The sequence below is a fragment of the Paenibacillus tengchongensis genome (assembly GCF_008973665.1).
Lineage (GTDB): Bacteria > Bacillota > Bacilli > Paenibacillales > Paenibacillaceae > Paenibacillus_AQ > Paenibacillus_AQ tengchongensis.
Genome location: NZ_WACP01000003.1, coordinates 232,539 through 244,344, shown reverse-complemented (window position 1 = coordinate 244,344; position 11,806 = coordinate 232,539). Strand labels below are relative to the sequence as shown.

Sequence of the window (11,806 nt, the reverse complement as noted above, 5' to 3'; positions counted from 1 at the left end):
GCCATACGCAGGGCTTAGCCGTTAAACTTTATCCCCAGCGCCTGAACGATTGCCGCCGCACACGCCTCGCCGCTGTCCGCAAAGGTATCGACTTCGATGTCATATTGTTCATTCTTATGTACAAACTCCAGCTGCTCTGCAGCCTGTCCGGGCCTCCGGTCCCCGCGTTCCCGCTCTCTGCGCGCCAATTCCTCCGGCGGACAGTGTACGCCCACCCGCAGCACCGGATAGTCACTGAGGCTGACAGCCCAATCGTCCCGTGTATATTCATCGTGAATGACATGGTCGATAATCAGATTGACGCCCTTGTCCGCGAACATGGCGATGGAACGATGATAGAAATACGCCGTCTCCACCGGAATCAGCCGGTTATGCTCCCTGTCCTCCATCCGCTCAATGACCAGATCGAAGTCATCCAGGCTATAATGGAAATAATCAGGAAGCTTGGCCGCCAAAGCCTTGGCCAGGGTGCTTTTGCCGGAGCTGGACACGCCGTTTAACAAGATGATCCTTCCGCTTGTGTTCAGCGCATACTCCTCCTTATGTTATGATGCCGGGGATCTTGCTCCGATCGTTATGTATACCGCCCGTCTCTTACTGCATCCCCAGAATCTCGTCCACCCGCTCCTTTGCCCCTTTCCAGGAGGTCATCAGCGGAAACTGATACAGCTCCCGGTCCTTCAGGTTCCACGGATGGGGAATGCACAGCACTTTACGTCCGGCCTGCAGCGCCGGCACCAGATTATGCGGACCGTCGTCGATCAGCAGATCGTAGCCGATCAGGCTTTTGCGCTTGCCGCTGAAGAAATTATCGAGCGGAATGAACGGCATATGCTGCTGAAGCCAGTTCCATTTCTCCGGGACGGTGCTGGGCATTGCCGCAGTTATGATGATGACGTCATAGGCGTTGTGCAGCTTCTCCATTTCCTCGATTACATACTCATCGAACACTTCAAGCTCTTCATAAAGTCCCTTCCGCAGAAAAAACCTCTCATACGTGCTCTCCGGGTGCCGCAAGTGATCCGTGTTCCAGTCGAGCATATCCTCATACCGCAGCGGGTGCGTGGGAAATTCCATATTGTTGTGGTAAATGGCGCGTTTGACCAGATGACAGATCGTATCGTCCATATCGACGGCGATAATCGGCTTTCTCATATCCTTCCTCCCGGAACTCTGTATTGTTATGGTCTAATATACTAACGGCGGGGCCTTTTATTGTCAAGGCTGATGTGAGCCGGGAGCCGCCTCTGCACGGTCGGACGTATTGAGCAACACCACTCCGCCGACAATCAGCACAATGCCGATGAAGCTGAAGAAGGTAAAGTGATCTCCCCAGACCAGGACGCCGATGAGTGCAGTGATTACGGTACCTACACCTGACCAGATGGCATAAGCCAGGCTTAACGGGACTGTTCTTAAACATAAGGATAAAGAATAGAACGCCAGTCCGAACCCTGCAGCAACCCCAAGCGACGGCCACAAATTAGTGAAGCTGTCCGAAAGCTTGAGCATCGACGTTCCAAAAATTTCGCTGACGATGGCAACCGCAAGTGCAGCATATCCTTTCATTGTACTGACCTCCTCCGGTATGTGATTAGTGGGCGCCGTCCGTCGCCAGCTTCATAACGGCCACACCCGCGATGACCAGCAGCAGCCCCAGCAGCTTCTTGGCATTTATGCTTTCTTTGTAAAAGACAATACCTACCGTTGCCGTAAGCGCTGTACCCGCCCCGGACCAAATGGCATAAGCCGTTCCCAGGGGGATATTCTGCAGAGATAATGACAGGCAATAGAAAGCAAGTCCTAACCCTGCAGCAACACCCAGAGAAGGCAGCAGCCTGCGGAACCCCTCCGACGCTTTCAGCATGGAACTGCCGAACACCTCGCTGATAATGGCAATGGATAACAAAAGATATGAATTCATGGCCGGCTCCCTCCTTCCTCTTGTCGGGACATTTCCAGAAGACGCTGCAGCACCTGATCGCGGAGCCCCGGATCGAGCCTGCCCAATCCGAACATTTCGGCAAACCACAGGCCGTCGGCGGCCAGCCGGATCACTGTGGACAGAACGGGATCATTGCTGTCCTGCTCGATCTGCCGCTGCCAGTGCGAATAATCCGCCTGAATATCTTTGAGCAGCTCCGGATCGCTGAACAGGGCGGCTGAAAGAGCCGTTCCGATCCACTTGTCTCCCTGCAGATCCTCGCCCGTGGCTTCCAGATACGCTCTGCTCCAATTGCCGGCGGCCGGATCATGGCTGGCCTTAGTCTCGACCTCTGCCGAGAAATCGTGGCACAGCTTGCCGAACATTCCGCTGACCAGTGCCGCTTTATTCGGAAAATGGTGCAGCAGCCCGCCCTTGCTGACCCCGGCCTCTCTGGCCACCGCTTCCAGCGTCAGCTTCTCGACGCCCTGCGTGCGGATAACGGCGGCCGCCGCTTCCAGCAGCTGATTGCGTTTGGAATTGCTGTTCATTGGTCTCACCCCCGCATTTACTATACCGTCTGGACGGTTTTAAAGTCAAATCAAACGGCCCCCTCTGCATGTGCTGCAGCCAAGGGCCGTTTGCGATCAATTCTATTCGGCTTTGGCGCTCAAAGCCTTGATGTACCAGGCATCGCAGGCGAAATGCTCCGATCCGGAAAGCGGTGCGTCCAGCGGCTTAAAGCCGTGCTTCAGGTAAAAGCGGTTGGCCGCCTGCATGCTCTGCAGCGTCTCCAGATAGCAGCTGCCGTAGTGCCGGCGGGCGAATTCGAGCGCCGTTTCCAGCAGCTTGGCTGCGATTCCGGTGCCCCGGGCATCTGCGGTCAGATACATTTTTTGCAGCTCGCAGACTGGACCGGCGCCGGCAAACTCGGCAATTCCGCAGCCTCCGGCTACCTGCCCGTCCGCCTCGACAATCCAGTAGGCCCGTCCCGGCGCCTCATTATAATAGCTGTACAAGTCGTGCATGCTCGGGTCGGCCCAGGCCAGTCCTTCCCGGTTGCCGCCGAATTCAATCAGGGTCTCCCGGATTACCCGCTCAATCCCGGCATTGTCTTTAATTTCAATCGGTCTGATCTTCATTCACTGGCGTCCTTCTTTCTGTGCTTCGTTGTTGTCATGACCGGATGGCTCTCCGTCTTCAGCGGCTGCGCGAATTCTACGCCGTCAAAGATCCGGTCGCTGGCGGCCTGCCGCTGCAGACGCTCATCGGCCGGTGCGGCAACGGATTCATAGAGCAGCCGGCCGGTGCTGTCCGTTAACCTGGTCTCCAAGGACTGTCCATTCCGCTTGATCTGCAGTACGGAATCCGGAACCGCCTCCACTTCATAAGCATCGAACGGTGCCAGGTCAACGGCTGCGGTCAGCGTCAAGCCGCGGAAGGTGTACGTGTAGGAAGCTTCGGGTCCGGCACTGTAGGCGAATTCTACGCTTCCTTCCCCGATGATTGCCTCTGCCCGCACATCCTTGATACTGCCCGGTATTCTGGGCGCAAGCGTCAGCTCCCGCATAATCATATCCGGGCGGATACCCAGCACATACTGATACCAGGTCCGCAGCTGCTCGGCGTTCGACCAGGCCTGCAGATAGGCGCCGGTCAATGTCGCCCACGCTGCCCCTTCATGCGGATAAGCATCCATATTCTCGCATAATCCACCGACTACCCCGAGCTGCAGCGCCTGCCGGTTCATGTTGCGGAACAGGCCAAATGCCGTCTCCGCCTGTCCGGCTTCAATCATCCGCTGCATGGCTATGCCGTTCAGCCACGTCCAGACTGTTCCGTTGTGGTAAGCCTCATCCTTATGGTAGTGCTCCGTCAAATGATACGGATGAAAGAACGGATGCCGCCGGTCCAGCGATGCGGTGCCCCATGGGTAGACCAGCTCCTCCCATGCCGTGCGCAGCGCCTGCCATTTAAACTCGCCGTCCGCCAGCAGATCGAAGGCGAACAGCTGGTTCGGACGCAGCGAATATTCGGCTGCCCCGTCCGCATCCAGCCGGTCCGCCAGATACGGATGAGCCGCATCCGTGAAGTCGGCGGAGAAGCTCCGGGCCAGACGGTCGGCAATCCCGCCCCACTTCTCTGCATTGGCCGTATCCTGCATATACTCGGCGAAGTATACACCGGCCCGCAGCTGATTATACCACAAGGCCTGAATATCATTGGCGCGCGTATCGCGCGGCGAATACGAATTCAGCTCCGCATCGCGCGCATCCATCCAGGTCTCATTGTCATCATGGGTAAGATACCCGTTGTCATCCATCCAGTAGCGGACCGAGCCTTCAATGCTATTCTTGACTGCAGGGTACAGCTGCTCAATGATCCCGGTGTCACCTGAATATTTCACATAATCCTGCAGCTGGATTACAAAACGGGGCGTCCCGTCGGTCGTATGATAGTCAATATTCTCGGGAGCGAGAATATTCGGAACCCGGCCGAAGAACCTGGAGCTCTCATCCGTATTCTGATATTCCGCAAACGACAGCAGGATGCTGCGCGCCGTGGCGAACCGGCCGCTGACCAGCACCGCGCCGGGCATGGAGATGAACTGGTCGCGGCCCCAATATTCATTGAACCACGGCAGTCCGGCATAAATGCCGTCGCCCTGCTGGCGCGTCACCAGCTGGTCCATGGTGAGGTTCAGCCAATTCAGCGCCAGCACAAGCTCCGGGTCGCTGCTCTCCAGCGGAACATGCTGCTGCAGCAGCCGTTCCATCCGGCCGGTGCGTTCCGCCCGGTAACGGCCGCCGTTCCCGCGGATGTCGGCAAGCACTGCGGCCGCTTCCGCGGCGGTTCGGCCGGCGCCGATGAGGAAGCCTCCCGCTGCGGCATCCGCCGCGATTACGGCGCCATCCAGCGCCAGCGGCGAATCGTCCCTTGCGCTGACCGCGATGATCCAGCCGCCTTCGGTGGCAGAGAAGAACAGCACCGTGCTTGTGCGGTCAATCACTTCAACCTGCTCGCCTTCCAGGGCGAGGCCGATCTTCCCCTCTGCCCCCGCAAGGCTGACCTCCAGTGCATTGCGGTAATCGAACATCCGTAGCTCCTCGGTCAGGAGACCGTGCTTGCGGAGCATTTTATAAGGATAGACCCATACTTCAGAGGCCTTATGGTCCACCTGCACGCCGTCCAAATAGAGCTTGTACCCGCCGAAGATCCGGTTCTTGGCAATGTTGAGCCCGGCGAAATAGGCATGCTCGATATGGTTGTTCACATGCGATTGCGTATAATAGAACGCCGCTTCTTTATTCGTGAACGAGACAGCCCGGTTCTCCTCCGCCGTCACGCCGATCGCCATGGCATCCAGCAGCGGAGATTCCCCGGCGTTATTCGCAGTCTCATAAGAATTCATTATTAAAATTCCTCCTCTATTGCCGCAGCTGGGCGGCTTTCTCCTTAATGTGCTGTAATATGCAGACCATAATATAGGCCGATTATAGTTACTTAAGAATAGCTTATGTTTACTTGAAAATTGAAGTTGATAGTTACATGAAAATTGAAGTTTATAGTTACTTGAAAATGCATTATATAGTTACTTGAAAACGGCATGTGTAGTTACTTAAAAATGGAAGTGTATAGCTACGCTAAGATGGCTGACAATAGTTATTCAAAGTTGTGCAAACGTTTTGCCAAATGGCCGTGCTTGGAGGCAGCCAGGGCACTTATATCGGTGATTCCATTCCACAGGCACGCTAACCTGATTACAGTTTAATTGGCTTTCGGCTGATTTCCACCACCTATTTCCAGCTGGCAGTCCCATATTCCGACTCTAGCCGGTTTTCCGCCACCAATTTTCCGCCAACGTTGTCCTATTGCGGCTCTAGTTGGATTTCCGCCACTTATTTCCCGCCGCCAGTCCCATATTCCAGCTCTAGTTGGATTTCCGCCATCTATTTCCCGCCGACCGTCCCATATTCCAACTTTAGTTGGATTTCCGCCATCTATTTCAACGAAAGTTCGCTCCCATCAGCTTCAGCACTATGATTAAGTGGCGATTATCGAATTAAATTACAGAAACCCAGCCTCATGGGGCAATTTAAGTGGCGAAAACCCAATTAATATCTTGACCCGACCAAATGATCTATAAATTTCATACGCGCAGACCTCCAGCCCGCCCTTTCTCGCAAGCCAGATGCTGACTATAATAAGTATATTAAAACATCCCCCGTAAGGAGCGAGTTCATGACCGTCCAGGATCCATGGTTTACCGTTCAGCAAATCGACAGCCGTACCTACGCGATCAGTGAATACGGGCATTGGGAGAAGGTTCATTCCTACCTGCTGCTGGGTACGGAGCTGGCCGTCCTCATCGATACCGGGCTCGGCATTGCGAATATCAAACGGGTTACCGACCAGCTTACCGACCTGCCCCTGAAGGTCTTCACCACCCATGTTCATACGGATCATATCGGCAGCCATGGAGCTTATGACGCCATATATGTCCATGAACAGGATCAGGACTGGTTAATTAACGGAATCCAAGGCTTGTCCATCGAGGAAATCCGCAGAAATATCATCAGAGACATTATGCTGCCACTGCCGGAAGCCTTCGATCCGGCAGCTTACCGGCCGTTTCAAGGTGAGCCTGCGGGCTTGCTGCGGGACGGAGAAAGCTGGGAACTGGGCGGCCGGAAACTCAGAATTCTGCATACGCCCGGGCATTCACCCGGTCATGTATGCATTCTCGACGAGACCTCAGGCTATTTATTTACCGGTGATTTGCTTTATGACACCATGCCTGTCTATGCCTTTTACCCTTCGACAAATCCAGCCGATCTGGTAAGCTCGCTTGAGCGGATCGCCCATCTCCCTCACATCCGGAAAGTGTACGGCTCACATTACAGCCTTGGCCTTGATCCGGCTATTCTACATGAAGTAAGGAACGCCGTTATCTATCTCCGGGATAATGGGCTGGTCCGTTTCGGGACAGGTATCCACCAGTTCAACGGTTTCAGCATCCAGTTCTGACCCCGGGTAACCGCCCTGACTTGCTATCTTTTTTTGCCCGGGTAACCGCCCTGACTTGCTATCTTTTTTGCCCGGGTAACCGCCCTGACTTGCTATCCACCCTGCCCTGCTATCTGTTCTGCCATGCTATCCATCCCGAGCTAACCGTTCCGCCCCGCTATCTGTCCCGCCTCCTATCTGTTCTCCCCCTGCTATCCGCTCAGCAGCCACTCCCGCAGCAGGGCCGCGTGATTATGTACCGGGTCCTTCGCCCCGTACAGCAGGGTTACCGGCTGCTGCGCGGCCAGCTCCTGAATCCGCCCGGCCAGCTCCTGGCGGACCGGATCATCTTCGAGCTCAGCTCTATACCGCTCACGGAATCCGGGAAACCGTTCCGGCACGTGGCCGAACCACTTGCGCAGCTCCGGACTGGGGGCGATCTCCTTCATCCATTCGCCGACTGCCGCCGCTTCCCGCGATACGCCGCGCGGCCACAGCCGGTCCACCAGAATCCGGCAGCCGTCTCCGGCGGAGGCTTCTTCATAAATCCGTTTGATCCCGATTGACCGGGATATGCCGTCCATGCTGTACGCCTCCTTATGCAGCCGCCATTATATCACTAATAGTATCCGCTTAATTTCCCCGGCGGTCAATCCGTGTTACGATGGGAGAGATGCAATCTATCCGTTCTCTAACAAGGAGTGCACGAGATGAACCGATTTGTTTTCTTTCTGGGACCGGCCGGAGCCGGCAAAACCACCCTGGCCAAGGCCATCGCCGCCCGCCGGCCCGCCGCTGTCCTCGACATGGACATTCTGCTGCGTCCCGCTGCAGATGTCATCATGACGATGCACGGTCTTGACCCCACCGACCGCGATTCCGCAGAGTACAAAGCGCTGTGCCGCGATCTGGGCTACCGGATTACGATGGACGCCGCGCTCGACAATCTCGGGCTGGCCAGCGATATGTATATCGTCGGCCCGTTCACCAAGGAAGCCGCCGATCCCGAGTGGATCGGCCGTGAGCTCTCCCGGCGCGGACGGTCTCTCTCCGATACCGAGGTCAAGGTCGTCCTGGTCGGGCTGGACAGCGAAGAGCTGTACCGCGAGCGTATCTCGCACCGGCAATCGCCGCTCGACGACTGGAAATTCCGCAACTGGGCGAAGTTCCGCAGCGCGTTCGCGGACCGGGAGCTGAATTGGCCGCTGCCGCCGGCCCACATCCTCCGGTTCGACAATTCTTCCCCCGACCTCGCCGGCGCCGCCGCTCAGGTGGAGCGCTTTATTTACGGGGAATAATCGCCTTTTACAATCCCGTAATGAATCCGGTCATCGTATTCTCCGCTGTCCACATAGTAGAAGCTTTGCCGCTGCGTGCCTTCATATTTCATAGAAGATTTACGGAGCACCCGGCCGGAGCCTATATTTCTGCCCCGGTGAAAAGCCTGCAGCCGCTGCAGGCCGGTAGCAGTAAAGGTGAAACGAATAACCGCCTCCAGCGCTTCACCGGCATAGCCTTTATTCTGGTAGGCGGCGCCGATACAGTATTCAATATCCGCATAGTGATGGAGGGTATCCACACTGCAAAAAGCGATCTGCCCGATGCACCCCTCTCCGTCTTTCCGTTCAATTGCCCAGCGGTAAACATCTTCCCTGCTGTAGGCCGCTGTCCACTTCTCCAGCAGGGCTTCCACTTCAGCGACCGAGCGGTAAGCCGGCTCGCCGTAATCCTCCTGCACGAGCGGATCGCTGATCCAGTTGGCATACATGCTTCCGGCATCCTGCTGCATGAACGGCCGCAAAATCAGCCGCTGTGTTTCGAGTCTCTGTGTCCCTGTATGTATGACTAGCCCTCCTCTCTTACTCCAGCCCGTGCAGCCGCTTGAACTGCTCGGGCGTCATCCCGGTGACCCGCTTGAAGACGGCACAGAAATAGCTGACGTTCTCGAAACCGGCCAGCCGGGAGATTTCGTGGATTTTTTTGCCGCGTTCGTTGTACAGCAGCTGCTTGCTCCGGTTGATCCGCTGCTTGTTGATGTAAGTAACCGGCCGCTCATGAATGGTTCTGCTGAACTGGCGGCACAGGTATTGGGGGGATACGCCCCCAACCTCCGCCAGCTCCTTCAGCTGCAGCGGCCGGTGCAGATGGGCATCGATGTATTCCAGCACCGGACGCAGCCGCTCCAGATCATCCTCCCCGCTCGCCGCCGGCGGCAGGCTCCGCTTCAGCTCCAGCAGCATCGCATACAGCAGACGGGAACGCTCCAGATTCACCCCCGCTTCATTGCCGTCCGGCAGGTTCAGCATCTCCAGCAGCGCGCCGAGCAGTTGCCCGCCGCGCAGCGTTGCTGTGCCGGACTCACGGATTCCGGAGAAGGCCAGCATCCCGCCCGCCTCACGCCCGTCGAACGAAATCCAGGACAGCTCCCATGCCCGGCTGAGCGGCGTATAAGCATGCGGCACATGCGGAAACGTCACAAAGATTTCGCCCGGACCGACTACATACCGCTGGTCCCTGATGCTCAGCTCGCCCTTGCCTGAATGGATCTGATGGATCTGGTAATCCGGAAAGCCCTCCGGCCGCTCCGTCTCCTCCTGATGCTCCCAGTACCCGATCGTCGTGGCATACAGCGGCAGCATCGCCGTCTCTTCCGTATCGCAAAAAATCATTTTGCTGTTCATTCGCCACCCCTTAAGACTGATTATAGCGGATGCTTTCCCGGCTGCTGCAGCTTTTTTTGTAGGCCAGGGGCGTCATTCCCCGCGACTTGCGGAATACATCAATAAAATAGCTGGTGCTGTTGAAGCCCACCCGGTAAGCCACCTCCGTCACACCCGCGCCCGGCTGCCGCAGCAGCAGCAGGCTCTGCTGAATCCGGTAATCAATCATATAACTCAGGGGCGACTGATGAAGCAGACGCTTGAAATAGCGGCAGCACTCCGAGCGGCTCAGCTGCCCCGCCCGCGCAATATCCTCCAGACTCACCTTCTCGGCATAATGCAGATGAATATAGCTCAGCATGCGCTTCATCCGTTCGCTCTTCAGTCTTTCTTCCTGCTTATACTCCAGCGGAAAGCCGCCCGCGATCAGGTTCTTCCAGAGGAGTGCCAGCTGCAGCGTAATATCGATCTCGTACAGGGGCGGCTGCCCGGAGATCAGACGGTGAATACTCCGCATGGCGTCCGCAATATTCGCCCCCCATTCCTTCTGCGGGTTCACAAAAATGTACGGCAGGCTGGTGGCCTGGATATAGGGATAGACATAAGCGGTATAAAGCTCCCGCGGCAGCACAAATTCGGGAGCCACATTCAGGCAAATGTATACACATCCGGTGTCGTGGAGATCTTCTGCCAAATGCAGACAGCCGCTGTTGATAAAGAGTCCTTCGCCCGCCTTAACCATCGTCTTCTCTTCATTGACCTGGAAAAAGGCTTCGCCCTGGGTCACCAGTACAAACTGGACTTCGTCGTGCCAATGCAGCGGGATATAGCGGTGGATATTGTCCGTAATCGTTGTTTCGTAACAGGCTACCGGCAGAACAACGGTCCGGTGCTCCGTCAGTTCCTTTAAATTCCGGTCCCTTCTAAAATCTGTAACCTGCATGCTCTACCCTCAATATATTGTTATTTTTGCATCCGATTCTGATATTCTTGAGCCGGATTTGCCCTTAATATGACTTAATATATCACAATATTTATAGTTATCGGGAAGTGGGGAGTACATTGAACGCCGGTCCATCAGCTGTACCATCATCAAGCGTATCCGTTTCAAGCACAGCATCCTTAAAATCATCATCAACCGCCTCATCGTCCAGAAGGAAAGGAATCGCTCTGGTGCTTACAGGGGCCGCGTTATGGGGAGTATCGGGTACAGCCGCCCAATATCTTTTTCAGGAACGGGGGTTCAGCACCGGGTGGCTCACCGTCGTCCGTTTATTGCTGGGTGGTCTGGTCCTGCTGGGAATCGCCTATAAAAAGGACCGCTCCCGGATTTGGGGCATCTGGACTAATAAAACCGATGGTTTCCGCATCCTCTTGTTCGGCATACCGGGCATGCTGGCGACCCAGTATACTTATTTCGCGGCCATTCAGCACGGCAACGCCGCCACCGCGACGGTGCTGCAATATTTGGCTCCCGCGCTGATTACCTGCTACCTGGCGCTGCGCGCCAAGCGGCTTCCGGGACCGGCCGTAATCGTGTCGGTCGGGATTGCCGTGCTGGGCACATTTTTGCTGGCTACCGGGGGGAAAGTCGGCTCCCTCTCCATCTCGGGCCAGGCGGTATTCTGGGGCATTGCTTCCGCGTTCGCCCTCGCATTTTATACCTTACAACCGCTAAAGCTGCTGGCCAAGTGGGGCTCCCTGATTGTCGTCGGCTGGGGTATGCTGATCGGCGGGGTCTTCTCCAGCCTGATTCATCCCCCTTGGCATTTTTCAGGTGAATGGTCCCTGGGCTCCCTGGCCGCCGCAGCCTTCGTTGTGATCTTCGGAACGATCATCGCCTTCTACTGCTACATGGAGAGCACCAAAAGCCTGCCCGTCTCCGAGGTCAGTCTGCTGGCTTCGGTCGAGCCCCTGTCCGCTGCGGTCATCTCCGTCGCTTGGCTCCATGTACGGTTCGGCCCTGCAGAATGGCTCGGTGCGCTGTGCATAATTGTCACCATCACGATCCTGGCCAAAGCCAAGAAGCCGGTTAATGCATCATCATAATCTTGACGGCCAATAGGGTAAAGATCATCCCGGCAATAGCAAGAAGATCGCCACCTTGGGATTGAGGATGTTCATCATTAGAAGCACCGTGAAGATTGATTTCTTCTTTGCGGTGCTTTATCGCTTTATAAGCCAGGTAGAGCAGAAACAATCTATACAAATTACT

General features: G+C 56.0%; 15 protein-coding genes. 3 read left to right on the top strand and 12 right to left on the bottom strand.

Translation table 11 applies throughout. The features are described 5' to 3' along the window. Nucleotides 1–14: 14 nt before the first annotated feature. The 7 genes from F1381_RS06870 to F1381_RS06840 all read right to left on the bottom strand — a co-directional run bounded on the left by F1381_RS06870 (nucleotide 15) and on the right by F1381_RS06840 (nucleotide 5,336). Nucleotides 15–503: a phosphotransferase-like protein gene (locus tag F1381_RS06870; protein WP_187355225.1), complete on the bottom strand. Its 489-nt coding sequence runs from the start codon at nucleotides 501–503 to the stop codon at nucleotides 15–17. A gap of 91 nt (nucleotides 504–594) precedes the next feature. Further along, nucleotides 595–1,155: a 5' nucleotidase, NT5C type gene (locus F1381_RS06865; protein WP_151734078.1), complete on the bottom strand. Its 561-nt coding sequence runs from the start codon at nucleotides 1,153–1,155 to the stop codon at nucleotides 595–597. A 63-nt stretch (nucleotides 1,156–1,218) separates the two neighbouring features. Next, complete coding sequence (locus F1381_RS06860) at nucleotides 1,219–1,569, bottom strand: DMT family transporter (RefSeq protein WP_151734077.1); 351 nt, start codon at nucleotides 1,567–1,569, stop codon at nucleotides 1,219–1,221. 25 nt (nucleotides 1,570–1,594) lie between these two features. Continuing rightward, nucleotides 1,595–1,924 (bottom strand): DMT family transporter, encoded by a 330-nt coding sequence (locus F1381_RS06855; RefSeq protein WP_151734076.1) that lies wholly within the window; start codon nucleotides 1,922–1,924, stop codon nucleotides 1,595–1,597. After that, complete coding sequence (locus F1381_RS06850) at nucleotides 1,921–2,475, bottom strand: TetR/AcrR family transcriptional regulator (RefSeq protein ID WP_151734075.1); 555 nt, start codon at nucleotides 2,473–2,475, stop codon at nucleotides 1,921–1,923. The genes F1381_RS06855 and F1381_RS06850 overlap by 4 nt, the downstream gene beginning before the upstream one ends. Before the next feature lie 102 nt (nucleotides 2,476–2,577). Continuing rightward, entirely contained in the window at nucleotides 2,578–3,066 is a 489-nt protein-coding gene (locus F1381_RS06845) for a GNAT family N-acetyltransferase (protein WP_151734074.1), read from the bottom strand. After that, on the bottom strand, nucleotides 3,063–5,336 hold the full coding sequence (locus F1381_RS06840; RefSeq protein ID WP_151734073.1) for an amylo-alpha-1,6-glucosidase: 2,274 nt from the start codon (nucleotides 5,334–5,336) through the stop codon (nucleotides 3,063–3,065). Before F1381_RS06840 ends, F1381_RS06845 begins: the two co-directional genes overlap by 4 nt. Before the next feature lie 830 nt (nucleotides 5,337–6,166). On the opposite strand from F1381_RS06840, the gene F1381_RS06835 reads away from it, so the two are divergent. Continuing rightward, nucleotides 6,167–6,952 carry an MBL fold metallo-hydrolase gene (locus tag F1381_RS06835; protein WP_151734072.1) on the top strand — a complete coding sequence of 262 codons (786 nt, stop codon included), beginning with the start codon at nucleotides 6,167–6,169 and terminating at the stop codon, nucleotides 6,950–6,952. A 191-nt stretch (nucleotides 6,953–7,143) separates the two neighbouring features. Here F1381_RS06835 and F1381_RS06830 read toward each other — a convergent pair whose 3' ends face one another. Further along, nucleotides 7,144–7,515 carry a DUF488 domain-containing protein gene (locus F1381_RS06830; protein ID WP_151734071.1) on the bottom strand — a complete coding sequence of 124 codons (372 nt, stop codon included), beginning with the start codon at nucleotides 7,513–7,515 and terminating at the stop codon, nucleotides 7,144–7,146. 126 nt (nucleotides 7,516–7,641) lie between these two features. Here F1381_RS06830 and F1381_RS06825 point away from each other — a divergent pair, with 126 nt between their 5' ends. After that, complete coding sequence (locus tag F1381_RS06825; protein ID WP_151734070.1) at nucleotides 7,642–8,229, top strand: P-loop nucleotide/nucleoside kinase family protein; 588 nt, start codon at nucleotides 7,642–7,644, stop codon at nucleotides 8,227–8,229. On the opposite strand, the gene F1381_RS06820 is transcribed toward F1381_RS06825, so the two are convergent. From F1381_RS06820 to F1381_RS06810, 3 genes are read right to left on the bottom strand one after another with little or no spacing between them, the layout of a single operon-like run. Beyond that, nucleotides 8,217–8,732: a GNAT family N-acetyltransferase gene (locus F1381_RS06820; RefSeq protein WP_281349883.1), complete on the bottom strand. Its 516-nt coding sequence runs from the start codon at nucleotides 8,730–8,732 to the stop codon at nucleotides 8,217–8,219. The two genes, F1381_RS06825 and F1381_RS06820, sit on opposite strands and share 13 nt — an antisense overlap. Nucleotides 8,733–8,790: 58 nt before the next feature. Further along, nucleotides 8,791–9,612, bottom strand: coding sequence for a helix-turn-helix transcriptional regulator (locus F1381_RS06815; protein WP_151734068.1), 822 nt, complete (start codon nucleotides 9,610–9,612; stop codon nucleotides 8,791–8,793). 10 nt (nucleotides 9,613–9,622) lie between these two features. Beyond that, on the bottom strand, nucleotides 9,623–10,534 hold the full coding sequence (locus F1381_RS06810) for a helix-turn-helix transcriptional regulator (RefSeq protein ID WP_151734067.1): 912 nt from the start codon (nucleotides 10,532–10,534) through the stop codon (nucleotides 9,623–9,625). 227 nt (nucleotides 10,535–10,761) lie between these two features. On the opposite strand from F1381_RS06810, the gene F1381_RS06805 reads away from it, so the two are divergent. Beyond that, nucleotides 10,762–11,640: a DMT family transporter gene (locus F1381_RS06805; protein WP_281349886.1), complete on the top strand. Its 879-nt coding sequence runs from the start codon at nucleotides 10,762–10,764 to the stop codon at nucleotides 11,638–11,640. On the opposite strand, the gene F1381_RS28150 is transcribed toward F1381_RS06805, so the two are convergent. Then, complete coding sequence (locus F1381_RS28150) at nucleotides 11,624–11,800, bottom strand: hypothetical protein (protein WP_187355224.1); 177 nt, start codon at nucleotides 11,798–11,800, stop codon at nucleotides 11,624–11,626. The genes F1381_RS06805 and F1381_RS28150 overlap by 17 nt on opposite strands. Between the last annotated feature and the right edge of the window lie 6 nt (nucleotides 11,801–11,806).

Coding starts and splice junctions, on each gene's coding strand:
- F1381_RS06845 (WP_151734074.1), bottom strand. CDS start 3,066: ATGAAGATCAGACCGATTGAAATTAAAGACAATGCCGGGATTGAGCGG.
- F1381_RS06830 (WP_151734071.1), bottom strand. CDS start 7,515: ATGGACGGCATATCCCGGTCAATCGGGATCAAACGGATTTATGAAGAA.
- F1381_RS06855 (WP_151734076.1), bottom strand. CDS start 1,924: ATGAATTCATATCTTTTGTTATCCATTGCCATTATCAGCGAGGTGTTC.
- F1381_RS06825 (WP_151734070.1), top strand. CDS start 7,642: ATGAACCGATTTGTTTTCTTTCTGGGACCGGCCGGAGCCGGCAAAACC.
- F1381_RS06810 (WP_151734067.1), bottom strand. CDS start 10,534: ATGCAGGTTACAGATTTTAGAAGGGACCGGAATTTAAAGGAACTGACG.
- F1381_RS06840 (WP_151734073.1), bottom strand. CDS start 5,336: ATGAATTCTTATGAGACTGCGAATAACGCCGGGGAATCTCCGCTGCTG.
- F1381_RS06865 (WP_151734078.1), bottom strand. CDS start 1,155: ATGAGAAAGCCGATTATCGCCGTCGATATGGACGATACGATCTGTCAT.
- F1381_RS06835 (WP_151734072.1), top strand. CDS start 6,167: ATGACCGTCCAGGATCCATGGTTTACCGTTCAGCAAATCGACAGCCGT.
- F1381_RS06850 (WP_151734075.1), bottom strand. CDS start 2,475: ATGAACAGCAATTCCAAACGCAATCAGCTGCTGGAAGCGGCGGCCGCC.
- F1381_RS06860 (WP_151734077.1), bottom strand. CDS start 1,569: ATGAAAGGATATGCTGCACTTGCGGTTGCCATCGTCAGCGAAATTTTT.
- F1381_RS06815 (WP_151734068.1), bottom strand. CDS start 9,612: ATGAACAGCAAAATGATTTTTTGCGATACGGAAGAGACGGCGATGCTG.